Annotated in this window: 16 protein-coding genes; 4 read left to right on the top strand and 12 right to left on the bottom strand. The window is 34.8% G+C overall.

The annotated features are described in order from the left end of the window. Positions 1-516: 516 nt before the first annotated feature. From ACOCEA_RS00730 to ACOCEA_RS00690, 9 genes are all read right to left on the bottom strand, one after another. Positions 517-1299 (bottom strand): ABC transporter permease, encoded by a 783-nt coding sequence (locus ACOCEA_RS00730; protein ID WP_420754280.1) that lies wholly within the window; start codon positions 1297-1299, stop codon positions 517-519. Continuing rightward, on the bottom strand, positions 1292-1999 hold the full coding sequence (locus tag ACOCEA_RS00725; protein ID WP_420754279.1) for an ABC transporter ATP-binding protein: 708 nt from the start codon (positions 1997-1999) through the stop codon (positions 1292-1294). The genes ACOCEA_RS00730 and ACOCEA_RS00725 overlap by 8 nt, the downstream gene beginning before the upstream one ends. Continuing rightward, positions 1996-3234: a nitrous oxide reductase family maturation protein NosD gene (locus ACOCEA_RS00720; RefSeq protein ID WP_420754278.1), complete on the bottom strand. Its 1239-nt coding sequence runs from the start codon at positions 3232-3234 to the stop codon at positions 1996-1998. The genes ACOCEA_RS00725 and ACOCEA_RS00720 overlap by 4 nt, the downstream gene beginning before the upstream one ends. Positions 3235-3338: 104 nt before the next feature. After that, complete coding sequence (locus ACOCEA_RS00715; protein WP_420754277.1) at positions 3339-3632, bottom strand: cupin domain-containing protein; 294 nt, start codon at positions 3630-3632, stop codon at positions 3339-3341. 39 nt (positions 3633-3671) lie between these two features. Beyond that, positions 3672-4103: a nitrous oxide reductase accessory protein NosL gene (locus ACOCEA_RS00710; protein WP_420754276.1), complete on the bottom strand. Its 432-nt coding sequence runs from the start codon at positions 4101-4103 to the stop codon at positions 3672-3674. Next, positions 4100-4741 carry a hypothetical protein gene (locus ACOCEA_RS00705; RefSeq protein WP_420754275.1) on the bottom strand — a complete coding sequence of 214 codons (642 nt, stop codon included), beginning with the start codon at positions 4739-4741 and terminating at the stop codon, positions 4100-4102. Before ACOCEA_RS00705 ends, ACOCEA_RS00710 begins: the two co-directional genes overlap by 4 nt. 128 nt (positions 4742-4869) lie before the next feature. Next, complete coding sequence (nosZ, locus tag ACOCEA_RS00700; protein ID WP_420754274.1) at positions 4870-6831, bottom strand: Sec-dependent nitrous-oxide reductase; 1962 nt, start codon at positions 6829-6831, stop codon at positions 4870-4872. A gap of 29 nt (positions 6832-6860) precedes the next feature. Beyond that, positions 6861-7442 carry a fasciclin domain-containing protein gene (locus ACOCEA_RS00695; RefSeq protein WP_420754273.1) on the bottom strand — a complete coding sequence of 194 codons (582 nt, stop codon included), beginning with the start codon at positions 7440-7442 and terminating at the stop codon, positions 6861-6863. Between the two features lie 10 nt (positions 7443-7452). Continuing rightward, positions 7453-7959 (bottom strand): c-type cytochrome, encoded by a 507-nt coding sequence (locus ACOCEA_RS00690; protein ID WP_420754272.1) that lies wholly within the window; start codon positions 7957-7959, stop codon positions 7453-7455. A gap of 123 nt (positions 7960-8082) precedes the next feature. On the opposite strand from ACOCEA_RS00690, the gene ACOCEA_RS00685 reads away from it, so the two are divergent. From ACOCEA_RS00685 to ACOCEA_RS00675, 3 genes are all read left to right on the top strand, one after another. Continuing rightward, positions 8083-8514, top strand: a complete 432-nt coding sequence (locus ACOCEA_RS00685) for an RrF2 family transcriptional regulator (RefSeq protein ID WP_420754271.1) — start codon at positions 8083-8085, stop codon at positions 8512-8514. A 172-nt stretch (positions 8515-8686) separates the two neighbouring features. Continuing rightward, positions 8687-10468 carry an arginine--tRNA ligase gene (gene argS / locus ACOCEA_RS00680; protein ID WP_420754270.1) on the top strand — a complete coding sequence of 594 codons (1782 nt, stop codon included), beginning with the start codon at positions 8687-8689 and terminating at the stop codon, positions 10466-10468. 24 nt (positions 10469-10492) lie between these two features. Next, positions 10493-11293, top strand: a complete 801-nt coding sequence (locus ACOCEA_RS00675; protein WP_420754269.1) for a zinc-dependent peptidase — start codon at positions 10493-10495, stop codon at positions 11291-11293. Here the strand turns inward: ACOCEA_RS00675 and ACOCEA_RS00670 are convergent. From ACOCEA_RS00670 to ACOCEA_RS00660, 3 genes are all read right to left on the bottom strand, one after another. After that, positions 11290-13818, bottom strand: coding sequence for a TonB-dependent receptor (locus tag ACOCEA_RS00670; RefSeq protein ID WP_420754268.1), 2529 nt, complete (start codon positions 13816-13818; stop codon positions 11290-11292). The two genes, ACOCEA_RS00675 and ACOCEA_RS00670, sit on opposite strands and share 4 nt — an antisense overlap. Next, the gene (locus ACOCEA_RS00665; RefSeq protein ID WP_420754267.1) at positions 13799-14710 is read right to left on the bottom strand and encodes a FecR family protein; all 912 of its coding nucleotides are present in this window, start codon (positions 14708-14710) and stop codon (positions 13799-13801) included. Before ACOCEA_RS00665 ends, ACOCEA_RS00670 begins: the two co-directional genes overlap by 20 nt. A 121-nt stretch (positions 14711-14831) precedes the next feature. Further along, positions 14832-15338 carry an RNA polymerase sigma factor gene (locus tag ACOCEA_RS00660; RefSeq protein WP_420754266.1) on the bottom strand — a complete coding sequence of 169 codons (507 nt, stop codon included), beginning with the start codon at positions 15336-15338 and terminating at the stop codon, positions 14832-14834. A 111-nt stretch (positions 15339-15449) separates the two neighbouring features. Between ACOCEA_RS00660 and ACOCEA_RS00655 the strand changes: the two genes are divergently transcribed. Next, positions 15450-17210: a hypothetical protein gene (locus tag ACOCEA_RS00655; RefSeq protein WP_420754265.1), complete on the top strand. Its 1761-nt coding sequence runs from the start codon at positions 15450-15452 to the stop codon at positions 17208-17210. Positions 17211-17213: the final 3 nt, after the last annotated feature.

Here is a 17213-nt window from a genome sequence, read left to right as displayed (position 1 = left end):
TCTTATTTGAAAAAAATAAATGCCTGCTGACTGAAAAATTTATGATTATGGAGAATTGTACACGAATTTTATATGAGGACTGATACTTTGAAAGTCGAACAATTTGATTCTATCAGGTTACCTCGTAAAGAAAAATATTTAGTAGATTTCAAATCAACTTATGTGTGTTTAAAGATGGGATATGAAGGTGTATGGAAAATGTTTATAGATTATTGATTACGGTTGGATATGTCATTAGTGAATTATTTGCAAATTTCCAAAGTAGTCTTTATCTGTGTTCAGACCACAATGTGCCGTGTTCGAACATTAATTTAGGAGGGTTTTGAATTTATAATTACATTGGAATTGATTAGTACAGGTATTCTTAATTGCAGCAAAAATGATTCTTTAATTTGTTAAAAATAAAAACACTTTTGATAACAATTTTTTACCGTGAAGTACTATAATACCTCATTTGTAATGGTTAAGGTAGATTGGACCACTCGGTGTCTACGCTTATTGCCAGTGGGGCAATTGCTAAAAATCCTTTCTTTTTGATTTATAGGCCAAACGCCAAATAGGTAACACAGTCCATAGTGTCAACATTGAAAAAGATATTATTAACCCCAAATATGTGCCGAAGAATTGCTTAAAGACTGCTCCAGTGTAGCCTAATAGCGCTGAAATATCCAGTTTTAAAAGAATTAATGTTCTTGAAAGGTCAATAGGGTTAAACATAGTGGCCGCTAGGGAAAAAGAATCCAATGGATAATCTTCAAAAACAATTAGCGACATTAAAAAAATACCGTCATAAACTACAGCAAGAAAAAGCCAAGTCAAAACTGCATAACCAAAACCTTTTATTTTATTTTCATTAGATAAGGCAATATTAAATGCAAGAGCGGTAAAGATGAGTGTTAAGAACGCCCCTGTAATTAAAAGCAATGTGAAATCGAAAATCGCATCACTTTTAAAAAGTCCGTAAAGCATAAAAGGAATACCCAACCCTAGCACCAAACTTAAGGTTAACGAACCTGCAACACCAAAATATTGGCCTAAAAAGATGGTGGAGCGTTTAATGGGTTGTGCGAGCAACAATTCTATAAATTCTTTTGAGTTGTAATAGTACATGACACCAAAGATTATCCCAATTAGCGGAACTAAAACTATAATTACGTTCATTAATGTGATAACCGCCTTGGATACATCATTGTTTAAGAACAGGAGTATAGTGCCTAAGGCAAGGTAAAACAGAAAGTAGACATAGCTCCAACGGCTACGCATTAAATCATAAAAGCTATATTTAAGAATTTTAAGCATTGGTTTGGGAGGCTATCGCCGCAATGGCATGTTCAACATTATTTTGGTTTGTCTTTTCCATCAATTCATTTATAGTACCATTGAAATAAATTTTACCTTCCAATAGATATACTATTCTGTCTGCAACCTCTTCTACAAATTGCATAATATGGGTAGTGACCAAAATCGTTTTCCCTTTTTGCTTTTCTTCCATAATGAACTTTTTAAGATGTATTAAGGCAACAGGGTCCAAACCTGTAGTAGGCTCATCTAGGATGATTAAGGGGCTATTGAACATAAAAGTTAAAACAAGGTTTACCTTTTGTTTTGTGCCACCAGAAAGTGTTGAAAGTTTTTTATCCAAAAACGGTTCAAGACTAAAAAGGGAAACAAGCTTATCCTCCTCGCAAGGTTTTTGGCGAAGGTCTATTATCATTCTAATCAATTCCTTTACACGTAAGTTTCCCGGGAAATTGGCAATCTGTGGTAAATATTCTAATTCTTGCCGGTATTTCCATTTATTTTTGATAGGATGTCCTGAAACTGATATTGTTCCCTTATTAGGAATTACCATTCCTAAAATAGCCTTTATCAATGTAGTTTTACCTGAGCCATTTGGGCCAAGAACAGCAAAAATCCCACCTTCTTGTATATGTAAATCTAAACCAGTTAACACATGGTTCTTACCAAATTTTTTATGTAAAGATTCTATTTGTATCATTTTATTCTTTTCATCATCGGATTCGTATCCAATAGGTTATCTGGAGTAAAAACAGGGGAAACTTTTTCTGAAAAATCAATTAAATCCATAAACAAACTACGCAGTAATATGATGGTTTCTGGAGTCCTGTTTACCACATATGAAAATAGTTTAACAGGACGATAAGGAATATCACCTATACCATTTTTATCCAAATCATAACCAGTATAATTACTCCAATAATTTTGGTCAAATTCATTGTCATTCAACTTGCTGTTATATGAAATATCAAAGCTATTATATAGAAAATTATTGTTTATGAATGAATTGGTATAGCAAGCGCCCAATACCTTAACCGCCCAACCATTTTTAATAAAATTATTGTTTTTGTAAACAATTCGGTTAGAGCCTTCAATATTAATACCTATGGTGTTTTCCTGAAAGGTGTTTCCAGAAATTTCTGCATCATTTATTTCCTTTAAAAGCATACCAAAGGCAGCCGTACCCCAGTTTTTTTTAAATATATTATTATACATTTTTATTCGTTTTGAGAACATTACAGCAACTCCTGCACCGTTATTCTCAAAAGTGTTATTTGTATAAACATCGTCATCGGAGAACATGAAATGTAGACCATATCTAAGGTTATTGGTACTTTGATTATTGTTGATAGTAATATTGTCTGAAAACTCCAAGTAAATGCCATCTCGTACACCTTGTACTATATTCCGTTCTACTACCACATTTTTGGAGTACCACAATTGTATACCGTTACCCGAGTTGTACTCATCTTTGGCATCTCCTATAATTTTGTTGTGGTATACTTTTCCATTGTTAGATTTTTCAAGGTAAATGCCAAAGAACAATTTTTCTAGGACCACATTTTGAATAAGGAAATTTTCGCTTTTTACTACCCGTATTGCCGCATAATCTGTAGTGTAACTTGTACCTACATTTATAAGAAATAGCCCATCTACCGTTACATTGTCAGACTCAATCCTAATAATTTCTCCTTGTTCTTCACCATCAATAATTGGATATTTTTCCCCAATAAGTGTTAGGGGCTTATTAATAAGTATGTTGAACTCCTTATATATCCCTTCTTTGATTAACAATGTGTCAAAATCTGATGCTAATGCAATACCTTCTTTTATTGATTTCACTATGCAAGAAGTACAAATTTCAATAATTTTATGTTCTTGTGCATAACAACTAAAACCGAGAAGGATAAAACAAAGTATTGCTATGGGTCTCATTTATTTATTCTTAAAGAGTAAATTTTAGGGATGTATTAAAATTACTTTTATTGTCATTATTTACCAACTAAAAAGGAGTGACTTCATGCCAATGACCAATGTGATTACCTGATGATTAGGAATTTTGAATTTTCATTCGCTTTAACCCAATGTTTTTCATGTTTTGGGAAACTCAATTCTTGGTGTTTTTTTAAGCGATAATTTTCTTCATTAATGTTAAAATTGATATCTCCTTCCAGTAGGATTAACAGTGCGTCCCTAGAAGAGGTGTGCTCTGGAAAAATAAAATCTTTTTCCAAACTGATACTCAAAACTTCGAGATTGTCATTTTTGGCAATTTTCTCAACTTGTAGTTTGTTAAAAGACTGGGATTGTATGGTATTATTTACTTGATACATATTTTTCATATTTATTCCTATCTAATAAACTTACAAACCTTAATTTGTAAAACGTTTTTGTAACTCTTCCCATGTTAATAATTCACCTCCATTTTCTATTTGAGCTGTTTGAGCTTTTGTTTGGTTGCTAAATGCAGTCAAATATTCTCCCATTGGACTAGGTATATTCTTGCTTATTAAAAAAGTGGCCTTGGTAGCATCAATAAGCTCGCCGGGCATGTTATAATCATTGGCCAAAAACATTGCTATGGATTGCCTATCTACTTCATTTGCGTGGTTCATCATACATTCGGTAGCATCAAATTTGAATACTTTTCCTTTTTCTGTGACTAATTGTGACGCATGTTGCCTGTCTACAATGGTCATACTACAATAGTGGCATGCATCAGCACCATAGTTGATGGCTTTGGGACCAACATTACAAGACCAAATCGTTATTAATATAATTGCAATTAACATGTAGCTTTTCATGTCGAGGCTTTTTTTTGATTCTTAGGTTTTCTTGATTTAGCTGTATTCCAACCCGTGTAAAAGGCAACTACAGTTAGCATCATTCCAATAAACATCATCCATGCACCTTTTGCCGGTAATGAGCTTACATCGAAATTTAACATTTTAGAATGCCCAAATAATGGTGGCTTGTAAGTCATTGGTGTACCATCTGAATTGGCAAGTTTCATAATGGCGTTTGGATCTAAGTTAGTGCCATAATCTACCATCCAGGAATTAAAATCATACATACCCAATATTCCCAAAATTGACATTAGGATAAACCAGCATAGGAACCAGTTGTAACCTATTTTTTTAAAATAACCTAAAATTCCTATGAGAACCCCTAGTAAAACCATACCGCCAATGACTAAAGGAAACACACTGAACTCCCACATTTCTTTCGGTTTAGGTAATTTGCGCATGCCTATGTAATGATTAAGGCCATCTATGTTTTGTAGGTCAAACTCATTGGCATCCCTAATACCGTTGATATGAATATTCATTCCCAACGGTTCTGGATATTGGGGAGCGCCCAACATTATATTCCATAAGGGAAAAATGAACAATCCCAGTAAAAAAACTGGACCTATCATCATCATTAAACTAGCTTTTTTCATTAGTTCTACTTTTGAATATTATGAAACGATTTTAGGTTTAAGGTTGTGGTATTTCATTTAAAAAAAGCGGGCAGGTTTAATTATCTACCCGCTTTAGGTTTGAATAAAGAAAATCTTTTAGATTGCTTTTATTCTCCCAAGGACCATGAAAGTTCTAAGTTGGAATTTGCAGGGGATACTCTAATATATCCTTGCATTTCTTGGTGTAATGCCGAGCAGAAATCTGTGCAATAGAATGGCCAAACCCCCACTTTTTTAGGCTCCCAAATAGAAGTCTTTGTCTGACCAGGCATTATTAAAAGTTCTGAAGTATTCTGACCGATCATCGCGAAACCATGTGGAACATCAAAATCCTGTTCATGATTGGTAATATGTAAATAAACCTTGTCCCCAACTTTAATTCCCTCAATGTTATCAGGAGTAAAATGACTGCGAATGGTAGACATATAAATATGTACCTCATTTCCGTTGCGTTCTACTCTTGCCTGATCGGGAGTTGAAATTGCATGAGGATGTTTGTTTTCGTCCAACCTATAGATTTTTTTTGATTTTGGAGCTAATAATTCCGCAGGAATACCGGCTGCATAATGGGGTTCACCATGTGTAGGAAAATCATAGAGAAGCTCCATTTTTTCTCCTGATATATCATAAATCTGTGCAGAATGCTCCATTTCAGGTCCTGTTGGTAGATAACGGTCTTTGGTAATCTTGTTCATGGCTACTACATATTTGCCGAAGGGCTTTCTGGAGTTGCCACCAGGAATCATTAGATGACCAACAGAATAGAATGTTGGCTTTCTGTCTATAACTTCCCAAGTACCAAGTTTCCATTTAACCACTTCTGAGGAAATAAAGAAGGTTGTATATGCATTCCCTTTGCCATCAAATTCTGTATGTAAAGGGCCTAGTCCTCCACTTTTGACGGTTCCTGCCAAAACATCCTCAAAATTTAAGATTGGAATTCCGTAGGCTTCTCCATCAAATTTTTTGCCTTCAATGGCGGCTATCATATTATCAAAAGAATGTATGGTTAAATCAGCCGATAGTTTTCCGTTGCCTATAATGTATTGCCCGGTTGGGTCTACATCACATCCATGTGGGGATTTTGGTGTAGGTAAAAAGAATACAGCACCTGGTACCTTTGTTGGGTCAACGGTAAGCACCTCTTTTTTCATTGTGGTAGTACCTGTATGGGTGTGCTCATCATATACATTATGCGCATAGTCAGCGGGTATTTTAGTGCCGCCGCCATTTTTGACATACTCCTCTATTTTCTTCCAGTTAACCGCAGCTATGAAATCTTTATCGTTTTGTGAAGAGTTGACTTCCATTAATGAATTAGCTTCTTCCGTATTATACGTGGTAAAGAAAAACCAACCATGTGATTTTTCACGACCGGGATGAGACAGGTCGTAGTTGAAGCCTGGCATTAGTAATTGAAACTCAAGATTTAATCTACCATTATCGGGAGCTACACTAATAAATGAAAGTGCCCCTTTAAAGTTGCCTTTGTATTCATTAACAGGCATGTCTCTCTGTGGTACTGGAACAGAAAAACGGGTTCCTGCCACAACATACTCCGTGTTTTCGGTAATAAAAGAAGAACTATGGTTACCGGCACTATTGGGTACTTCCATTATTTCTTCAGTTTCAAAAGTGCTTAAACTAATACGAGCAATTCTAGGGGTGTTGTTTCCGTTTATAAAAATCCATCTTCCATCTAATTCACCATTTGTTTGTGAAATATCTGGATGATGAGCATCATCCCAAGGTACAAACCCGAAAGAAGTGTTTAACATTGATTTTGTTTCTTCAGAATAACCATATCCTGAAGTCGGGAATTGTGAAAAAACGGGAATCTCTTTGAACATTCTTCCTGAAGGAAGCCCATAAACCGTTAGGTTACCACTAAAACCTCCAGATAGAAAAGCATAAAATTCGTCTTGTTCTCCTGGTGCTACGTATACTTTTTCAGCATTGTTGGATGACAGTGCACTACCAGAGTCGCCTTTTCCATTTTGGTTGCCACAACTAGCGAGTATTAAAATTGATCCCAGCAGTGCAATTAATTGATATCGATAATTTTTCATTATTATTTGTATTTAGTGATTAGTTATATTTATTCAGAAGGAGGTAAAATTATTTTGTCTACAACATGTACTATTCCATTGCCTGCAGGAATACTAGCAATGATTTTCGCTCCTCCTACATACACATCATCACCTTTTACTTCAACGGTGGTATTTTGGTCATTGGCCTGCCCTAATTTTTTAAATTTTTTCAGAAAATCCTTTGAGTAATTCCCTGCAGTAACATGATGTTTTAAAATATTGGCCAGGGCATCTTTATTCTCTGGCTTTAATAAATCCTCTACCGTTCCGGCTGGAAGGGCATCAAAAGCTGCATTGGTTGGGGCAAAAACCATAAGTGGTCCCGCATTTACCAATGCATTTTCTAGACTGGCAGCTTGTACAGCGGCAACCAAAGTGGTATGATCGGGAGAACCGATTGCAATCTGTAGAACGTTGGGTGTTGAACCGTCATCTTCAATAAAGGCTTGGCCTTGTTTTTGGGCGTTGACAGTTTTGTCTGTCGCAGCAGAAGTGCTTGTACTTTCATTTTTGGATCCATCTTTACAACTGAGCGTAAAAATTAGTAGCATTAATGAACCGAATAAGAATTTAAATTTGATTGTTTTCATTATTTTGTTTTTAAAGGGTTCTGAAATATTCCAATATTGAACGAGTCTCTTCAATAGTTAGATTTTGATTTGCCATTGCTGCACCATTAAATTCAATTAATAGATCTTTGGCACAACGATCTTGTTCGGTCATCAATTTTGGATCAAGAATCATGTTCATAATCCACTCAGGACTTCTTCTTTGCATTATTCCTCTTGGAGAAGGGCCAATAAATCTTTTATCCAATTTATGGCATGCGGTACAGTTAGATTTGTAAAGGGCTTCCCCAGCAGTTGCCATATCAGTATTTATTTCAGGTTCAAGAGTAATGTTCTTGATCTGTCCCACGCCTTTATCTTCAAGGGTAATTCTTTGCGATGCTGGCACATCACTATTTTTAGGAATATCTTCTGCTATTTTTTCTGTTGATTTAGACCTGTCAACATTAAAACCATCCTTTTTCTTTTCTTCTTTTTCGCCACAGCTAATTAAAACTATAGAAGAAAGAATTACTAAACCTCTAATTGCTATTTTCATATCTTGGTTACTTATAGATTATGTGTCAAATGTAATAGGCTGAAAAAAGATTCTATATGATAATTATCATATAAAGGATAAAAATGTCTTTTAATCTTTATATTTGTAAAATCAATCTAAAGTATGTTATCTAAATCGACGAAATATGCAATGAAGGCTGTACTTTATCTCGGTCTGCATTCATCCAAAGAGCATAAAATATTAGCGAAGGAAATAAGTGAATTTACTGCTATCCCTAAAGCTTACCTCTCTAAAATACTTCAGGACCTTTCACGACATAATATAGTTTCATCTATTCGTGGTCCAGGCGGCGGGTTTTATCTTTCTGATGAAAATAAGGTTAAACATGTAGTGGATATTATACATATTATGGACGGTGATGAGCAGTTAAAATTATGTGTACTAGGCATAAAACAATGTAATGCAGAACATCCATGTCCAATGCATCACATGGTGGGGGAAACGAAATCAAGTTTTATTAAATGCTTGAAAGAGGTTACTGTCGAAGAATTAATAAAAGACATTGAAGCAGGAAAATCCTTTTTACCTTTATAGTTAGAGATATGGGAGATTGTTATACATGTATTATTTCCAAAGGATTAAAATAATAAGCGCTTAATAACTCAACTTTATTTATTTTAGTATTCAGCATAGCTAAGGCAAAGACTTTATACAGTGTAATAAAAGCATAAAAATTACGTAGTTTTGCAGCCTTAATTCCAGGATCATGAATATTCAAGAAATTCTTGAGAACAAAGTAAAAGAAGCCATTTTAGACACCTATGGTGTGTCACTGCCAGCCGTAGAGTTCCAACCTACACGTAAGGATTTTGAAGGCGATGTGACCATAGTTGTTTTTCCAATGCTTCGTCATGTAAAAGGGAATCCAGTACAAATTGGTCAGAATTTGGGAACTTTTCTAAAACAAAATGTAGAAGAGGTTTCAGATTTTAATGTGGTTAAAGGTTTTTTGAACCTCTTAATAGCAGATTCGTATTATCTAGATTTCTTCAATGGAATAAAAAGTGATCCTGAGTTTGGTTTTGTATGTACTGGTAAGGACGCTATAATGGTAGAGTATTCCTCTCCAAATACAAACAAACCATTGCATTTAGGACATATTCGTAATAATTTATTGGGATATTCTGTGGCCCAAATATTAAAGGCATCAGGAAAAAAAGTATACAAGACACAAATTATAAATGATCGTGGTATCCATATTTGTAAAAGTATGTTGGCATGGCAGCGTTTTGGGAACGGAGAGACTCCTGAAAGTGCCGGATTAAAAGGGGACAAGCTGGTAGGGAATTACTATGTAGCTTATGACAAGGCTTATAAGGAAGAAATCGCTCAGCTTATAGCTGACGGTGTAGATAAGAAAGAAGCTGAAAAGCAGGCACCGATATTGTTGGAAGCCCAAAAAATGCTTCTGAAATGGGAAGCGGGGGATGAAGAAGTGGTTTCTCTTTGGAAAAAAATGAACGGTTGGGTCTATAAGGGATTTGATATAACATATAAAAATCTTGGGGTAGATTTTGATGTTCTATATTACGAGAGCAATACGTATTTACTGGGGAAAGATGTTGTTGCGGAAGGGCTTGAAAAGGGCGTTTTCTATAAAAAAGAAGACGGTAGTGTTTGGATAGATCTAACCGATGAAGGTTTGGATGAGAAAATCGTTCTACGTTCGGATGGTACTGCGGTATACATGACACAAGATATAGGTACGGCCATACAACGTGTAAAGGATTACCCGGATGTGAATGGAATGGTATATACGGTGGGGAATGAGCAGGATTACCATTTTAAAGTGCTTTTCCTTATATTGAAGAAACTTGGATTTTCATGGGCCGATAAATTGTATCACCTTAGTTATGGCATGGTAGATTTACCCAGTGGTAAAATGAAAAGTAGGGAAGGTACGGTGGTAGATGCAGATGACCTTATGGAGGACATGACCCAAACAGCAGCGACTATTTCTGAGGAGTTGGGAAAACTTGAGGATTATTCTGAAGCAGAAAAACAAGTGCTTTATAAAATGATAGGGCTTGGAGCCTTAAAATACTACATTTTAAAAGTAGACCCTAAAAAGAGAATCCTTTTTGATCCAGAGGAATCAGTAGATTTTCAAGGTAATACAGGGCCTTTTATTCAATATACCTATGCAAGGATACAATCTATTCTAAGAAAAGCACATGAAACTGGGGTTGCCATGTCAAAAATAGTTAGTGGGCAAGGTTTGCATATTAAGGAGAAAGAGTTGATAAAACAGATACAGTTATTCCCTGAAACTATTCAACTGGCAGCTGAAAATTATAGTCCGGCATTACTTGCAAACTATACTTATGATTTGGTTAAGGAATTTAATTCCTTTTACCAACAAGTATCTATTTTAGGCGAGCACGATGAAGCTACAAAAATTTTACGGGTACAATTATCCAAAAAAGTTGGTGAAACTGTCCAAGCTGCTTTTAAGCTCTTGGGAATAGAAGCGCCGGAGCGAATGTAGTGCTATAGTCTTTAAATAAATGTATTGGTAGATATTTTTGCGATTCTTTGTTTGGTTGCCATTGGAGCATACTTTATATATATAGTTTACTATACTTTGGATTTGTTTTTTCTAAATCCATTCAATAAGATACCTGCACTTACCAATACTGAAAAACATGTAATAGCACAACATCTCCCTTTTTATAAAATGTTGGAAGGCCGAATGAAATTAAGGTTTGAAAGGAGGGTGGTTAGATTTAGGCAAAGAAAGAAAATTGTATTTTATAAAGGCGTTGATGAGCAAGATAAAATACGATTGTTGTTAGCGGCTACAGGTGTTATGTTGACTTTAGGTATGGCAGACTTTCTTATACTGTCCATTAAAAGAATACTAGTTTATCCTTCTTCATACTATTCAAGAATAACCAAAAAGGACCACTATGGGGAGTATAACCCAGGTCTTAAAACCTTGGTTTTTTCCGCAGAACAGTTAAAAGTTGGTTTTAGGATACCCAATGATAATTTAAACCTGGCCGTTCATGAATTTTCCCATGCCTTAAGTTTCAATGTTGCCAATAAACTTAATATCCGCTCCTTTTTATTTTTGATCGGCATGAACAAAATTAAACGTCTCTTAAAGAATGCCGAATTTAATCATAGATGGGAGCAAAATAAGTACTTCAGGGAATATGGTAAAACCAATACACATGAATTTTTTGCTATAGCGGTGGAAAGCTTTGTAGAAACTCCAGAAGATTTTAAAAAAAAGTATCCCGAGCTATTTAAAACACTTCAGTTTATGTTGAATTTTGGCTTTTATAAACTTCCTAGACTTAAAAATTAAAAACTAACCCTAAAACTTGCATTAGGGGTTACCCCTAATGATATACGTTGAATAGTTTCAATTTCATTAGCATCATTTAACCTGTAATAGGTATTCAATGTGTTTTTCCTGTTAGTGAAGTTTAGTACCGATGCGCCAATGGATGCTTTAATGGTATTAGAGATATTAAAATCATAGTTCGCAGAGGCATCCGCCCTAAAATATTCTGGAAGCCTATCACTATTTGGTTCTTGATAATTTATCTTATTAGGTACAACTGTAGCATCAATAGGATTGATGGCATCCGGCTGTGTATATGGTTTTCCACTCCTATAATTAAAACCTATGCCTAGTTTAAAATTATTATGGTTGTAGTTGCCCGCAAGGGTAAAAGCATGTCTTATGTCTATGTTATTAGGGAAATTAGTAGGGTCAATGCCTTCAAAATTATAGTCATTTACATTATAGGTATAACTTAACCACGCACTATAATAGTTGTTTTTTTGGTTAATTAAAAATTCCAGTCCCTTTACAGTGTATTCACCAACTTCGCTTTCAAACTGACTTTGGTTTTGGAAACCTTGTGTTCTAATGTTAATACCTTCTACTTTTTTGTAAAATCCTTCTACACCAACATAAAAACTATTTTCATCATAGTTGAAACCCAGTGAACCTTGTTTGCTTTTAGTAATGGGAAGGTTAGTATTGTCCGATAGGATCCACCTTCGTCTTTCAATACCAAGAAAATTCTGTTCCAAATCAATAATTTGGTTTGTAGTCTGACTTTTGAATTCCCCCAGCACCTCGGTTTTAAAATTTGAAACTAGTTCATAGCTTATGTTTATCCTAGGTTCAAAAATAAATTCTTTAAAAGTATTTACGTTTTCAATATAGTTTAACCTACCACCAGTTCTTGTCCAAAGTTTTTCGTTGGGTGACTGGTATTCAAACTCTGAGTACACAGCGTGGGTTCTAATAACCCCCTTGATTTCGCTTTTAAATAATGGTTGGTTTAAATTGGTTCTATTTTCAACTCCAGTCTCCACAAACTGATAACCATTCTTCCATAGCGATTGTTCATTAAGTTGATACGCAGTATTGAACTTTATGGCAGATTCCTTAACTAAATTATTTTGTTTTAATTCTTGGGCTGCATTGTTAGAAAGTGATAGTGCATCTAACCTATATTGTGTGTAATATGCATTTAGGTCCGTATTAAAAAAGTCTGTCCATTCACTTTCTAAAGCCCCACCAATGGAAAAGTTATACTGTTCTAAATTACTTTTGTTGGGAATACTATAATTAGGGTTACTTTCCAAGTATTCCAAATTATTGGCCATACTGATCATACTTACCCTTATTTTTTGATAAGGGTTAATGTCATATAGTACTTTACTGGTAAAATCATAAAAATAGAAATCACTTTCACTGTTTACCTGGGTATCTTGGAAAGCCTTTTCAGAAAAAGTAGTGTAAGTAGGTGAATTTAGAAAATCTGTATGTGAACGTCTCCCTGAAAATTGAATTGCTAAACTTTCTGAAATAGGGATTTGTCCAAATACATCACCGCTAATAAAATTAACTCCAGCTCCGCCGAACACATGGTTTTCAATAGAATTTCTGGTACGCATGTTCAAAACACCACTAACGCCATCACCATATAAGGCACTTGAGCCATTTTTGATTACCGTTATTTCATCTGTTAAATAAGGATTAAAAGCAGAAATCAATCCAAAAAAATGCCCAGATTGATACATTTTTATGCCATCCCAAAGTATGAGGTTTTGATCATTGGTACCACCCCGGATGTTTATTTCTGAGACTGTTTCGTCTACACTCTTGATGCCAGGTAATGCCTGAACCGTTTGCAGTATGTCTGGTTCTATCAATCCCGGTAGAATGCCAAATTTTGCTGTATTCAATTGTATACTGGCATCGGTAAGTTTGGCTAGGCCATCGGTTAAAAACTTATAGACAATAACCTCTTCAAGTTCTTGGTAGCTTAATGCCATTACAATTAAGGTGCATGGCTCTGTTTTGGCTAGTTTTTCCGCTTTTATAAATAAGGGTTTAAAACCCAAATGGCTAATTTGAATTGTGGACTCTGGAGAAATGTTCTCTAAATAAAAACTTCCATCTGCATTGGTAATGGCTGTTTTTTCATTGTCTAAAACTTGAATGGTAGCACCAGGAATGGTGTTTTTCTCAAAATTGTCTAAAACCTTAGCACAGATATTTATGGTTTTACTTTTTGTAATTGCGTAATAACGCTCATTCAACTGGTCAATTTTAAGTACTGTCTGTTGTTGAATGTTATAAAGTATTTTGTTGAGGTCCCCAAGTTCTGAAAGTGAAACTTGAATATCTTTTAAATCTTCATCAACATAGGAGAATTTCACATTATATTTTTCTTCCAATTGTTGAAAAAGACCAATGATTCCAATTTTGGCATTTGGCGTGACTTGGGCTATTCCGTTGTTTGTGATAAACAATAGAAAAGCCAAAAAAAAATACGATATAAGGGTACTACTGCTTGTTTTCCCCATAAAACAGCACTTTATTCCCCTCTAATTTAAACTTTATTTTAAGAGGAACCGTAATACTTTTTAAGGAAAGGTCTATATCGGTGTTACTAAAGGTGCCTGTAAATAGCTGGTTTAAATCTACATTGTTTAATACTACCTTGCGGTTGTGTTGGCGTTCAAATTCAGCTAAAACATATTTTAAAGGAATACTTTTAAAAGTACTTTCCTTGTTGATCCAAGAGGGAACACCATTTGCTACAACAGTGCTTCTTGAGATGTTTCCATTTACGGCCAAGAAAGAATTCCCGGCAGGTAATTTAGTTTCCACTCCATTATACACTACGCTAACTAGGCCTTCATAACATGTAACCTCAAAAAAGCCATTTCTATTTTCTACATTAAATTGGGTTCCCAAAACGGTAACATTTCCAAGGTTCGTTTCCACGGTAAATTTCTCTCCTTTAGCTACTTTGAAATATGCTTCCCCAGAAAGCGTTAAATGCCTTTCTTTCTCCCAATTTTTCTTGTTAAATGTTAAGAAAGATTCTGCGTTTAATATAACTTCAGAATTATCGGGTAAAATAACTTCCTTGTTTTCGGCATACAAAGTAGTTACTTGTTCATCTAAGGTATTTAAATAGAAATAGGCACCTGTCAACAGAACGGCAACAACTGCGGCTATTCGTAAAAATGTTTTATAAGGGGATAAAGATATCACCTTGGGGCTATCTTGTAACCTTTTGTTTTTTATTGCCGCCAAGGCAGTATCCATATCAAAATCAGGAGCCTCTAATTTCTCCGAGACCTCAATAATTTTTTTATAGGTAGCATACTCTTCGGACTTTTTAAACTCCTTAAGTTCTGCTTCAGTTAGCTCATTGTTAAGCCATTTTGCCAAGTAATTTTCTTGCATGATTTCTAACTTTATATACTAATAACAATTCTCTTTAGAAAAACCCTACTTTTTTAGTAATTAGTAATAAGTATTTAGTGATGAGTATTAAGTAATTAGTTCTTTTTTTTACCAACAACCATTAAATTCCATCAATTTTTTCTCTAAGACTCTTTAGGGCCAAATGCATCCGTTTTTCTATGGCCTTGATACTTATCCCTTCCATTTGGGCAATCTCCGCATATTTTTTTCCATCGATCCTATTCAATAAAAAAGTAGTACGTTGGTTGTCTGGCAAACTGTTCAATGCATTTTCCAGCTTGTTCTTGAACTGGTTTTTCTCCATAATAAACTCAGGAGACTCATTTGTACTTTTTAGGGATTTATCGGCGTATTTTAGACGTACTTTTTCTGCCTTAATAACATTTAAATATAAATTATTGGCCACGGTATATAAATAAGACTTGGCTTTGTTTGGCGAGACCTTTGCGCAATTCTCCCAAAGTTTAACAAATGCCTCTTGAACGGCATCATTTGCTTTTTCCTCATTCCCAAATTTGTAAAATATATAATTAAATATGGTTTTGGAATTTTCCTTAAATATTTGGTTGTATACATTGTCTTCGCATACATTTTGTTTGTCTTCCACGTTGTATGGGTTGCTTTTTTCAAAGATATTTTAAAAAAATTAAAAAAGTAGGTAGGGTATTTTGAAAGTGGGTTGTTTTAGACCTGAATAAACAATTAATACCAAATCGTTATGAAAAAGTTTTTGAGTTATGCTGCCTACCTAAGTCTCTTTATAGTGGCTTTGAGTTTTACTTCATGTCAAGATGAGTTTGAGGAAATTAATACAGGCGAGGAACAACAGGCCATTACCGCTAGTTCATCTACTGCAGTTCTTGTACAAAATACAGCAACTAAGGATGGTTCTTTTGATAATATTGTTGATGGAGCCAGTTGTTTTGATATTAACTTCCCCTATACAGTTGAAGTAAATGGTTTAGAATTGACTATCAATTCCAGAGAAGACCTAAAATTAATTGAAGAAATTTTTGATGCCATTGATGATGATGTGGATTTCTTGGAAATACTATTTCCTGTAACTATTACGTCAGGTGATTTTACTGAAATTACCATAAATGGTTTTGAGGATTTAAGGGAATTGGCTGCTCAATGTAAAGAAGGTGGCGAAGATGATGATATAGAGTGTATTGATTTTGTTTACCCCATGACCCTATACACCTTTGATGTTAATTTAGAACAAACTGGAAGTGTAATAGTTGAAAGTGATATGGACTTGAAACTATTCTTTAAAGAGTTGGATGATAATGATCTAGTAAGTTTTGACTTTCCAATTACTTTGGAGTTATATGATGGTTCTAAGGTTGAGGTAACCAGTAATGAGCAGTTGGCCATTACCATTAGAAATGCTAAAGATGCTTGTGATGAGGATGATGATAATGATTATAATGATGACGATTTTGATGAAGATCATTTAGATGCCTATTTAATGGAGTGTCCATGGTTTGTAAAAGAATTTGACAGGAATGATGTTGATCAAACTGACCAGTATTTTGATTATGTTTTAGATTTTATGGCAGATGGAAAAGTGGTTGCCAAAACTAGGACTGGAGCATTTTTGCCTGGGACTTGGAGTACCACTATGGATGATAATGGTGCACTGTTGACTATGGAGTTTGAAGCGTTGGTGGATTTTAGCTTGGAATGGAGGATTTACGAAATTGAGGAAGGTAGGATAAAGTTCTTCAATGGTGAGAGCAATAGAATTATCATGAAACAAATTTGTGTAGAAGACAATGGTGGATCTAATCCAGATTCTTTAATACAAATACTTAAAGAGTGTGAGTGGGTCATTAAAAAAGTGAAGCTACAAGGTGAGGAAATCGATAGGCTTCTTGGATATGAGTTTAAATTTATGGCCAATGGTGTTATTACCTTAAGTAATGGAATTACTACTTCTGAAGGTACTTGGGAAATAGCTTTAAATGCACAGGCGCAATTAGTAATGGCTATTACCATGGGAGATGAACCAGGTGTTAGTTTTGAGTGGCCTTTGAGAGAACTTACCAATAGCAGATTAAAGTTCGCGGTAGATGAGATAGATTACGAGCTAATATTACAACGTGTTTGTAATGACAATGTTGATGACGGTGATGTTGTTGAAATCAGGAATATGATGATGGGCGGTGACTGGGTTGTAGCATCTTATGTAGAAGGTGATATTGATCAAACTGCAATGTATGGTGGGTATAGCGTTGCTTTTATGACAGAATATCAAATGGCAATTAAAGAAGGCGTTGATATTTTTGGTGCAGGACTTTGGAGGGTTCTTAGGAACAAGGACCAAGAGCTTAAAGTGTATTTAAACTTTGGAGATAATATGCCTTTTAATGAATTGACAGATGATTGGGATTTTGTTTCAATAGTAGATGGTAGGATAGAATTGAAGGATATTAGTGGAGACGGTACCGTTAACATATTGGTCTTAGAGAAATAAGTA

The organism is Maribacter luteocoastalis (genome assembly GCF_048890225.1).
GTDB lineage: Bacteria > Bacteroidota > Bacteroidia > Flavobacteriales > Flavobacteriaceae > Maribacter > Maribacter luteocoastalis.
The sequence above is the reverse complement of the archived record's forward strand: the minus strand, read 5'-3'. Positions and strand labels throughout refer to the sequence as shown.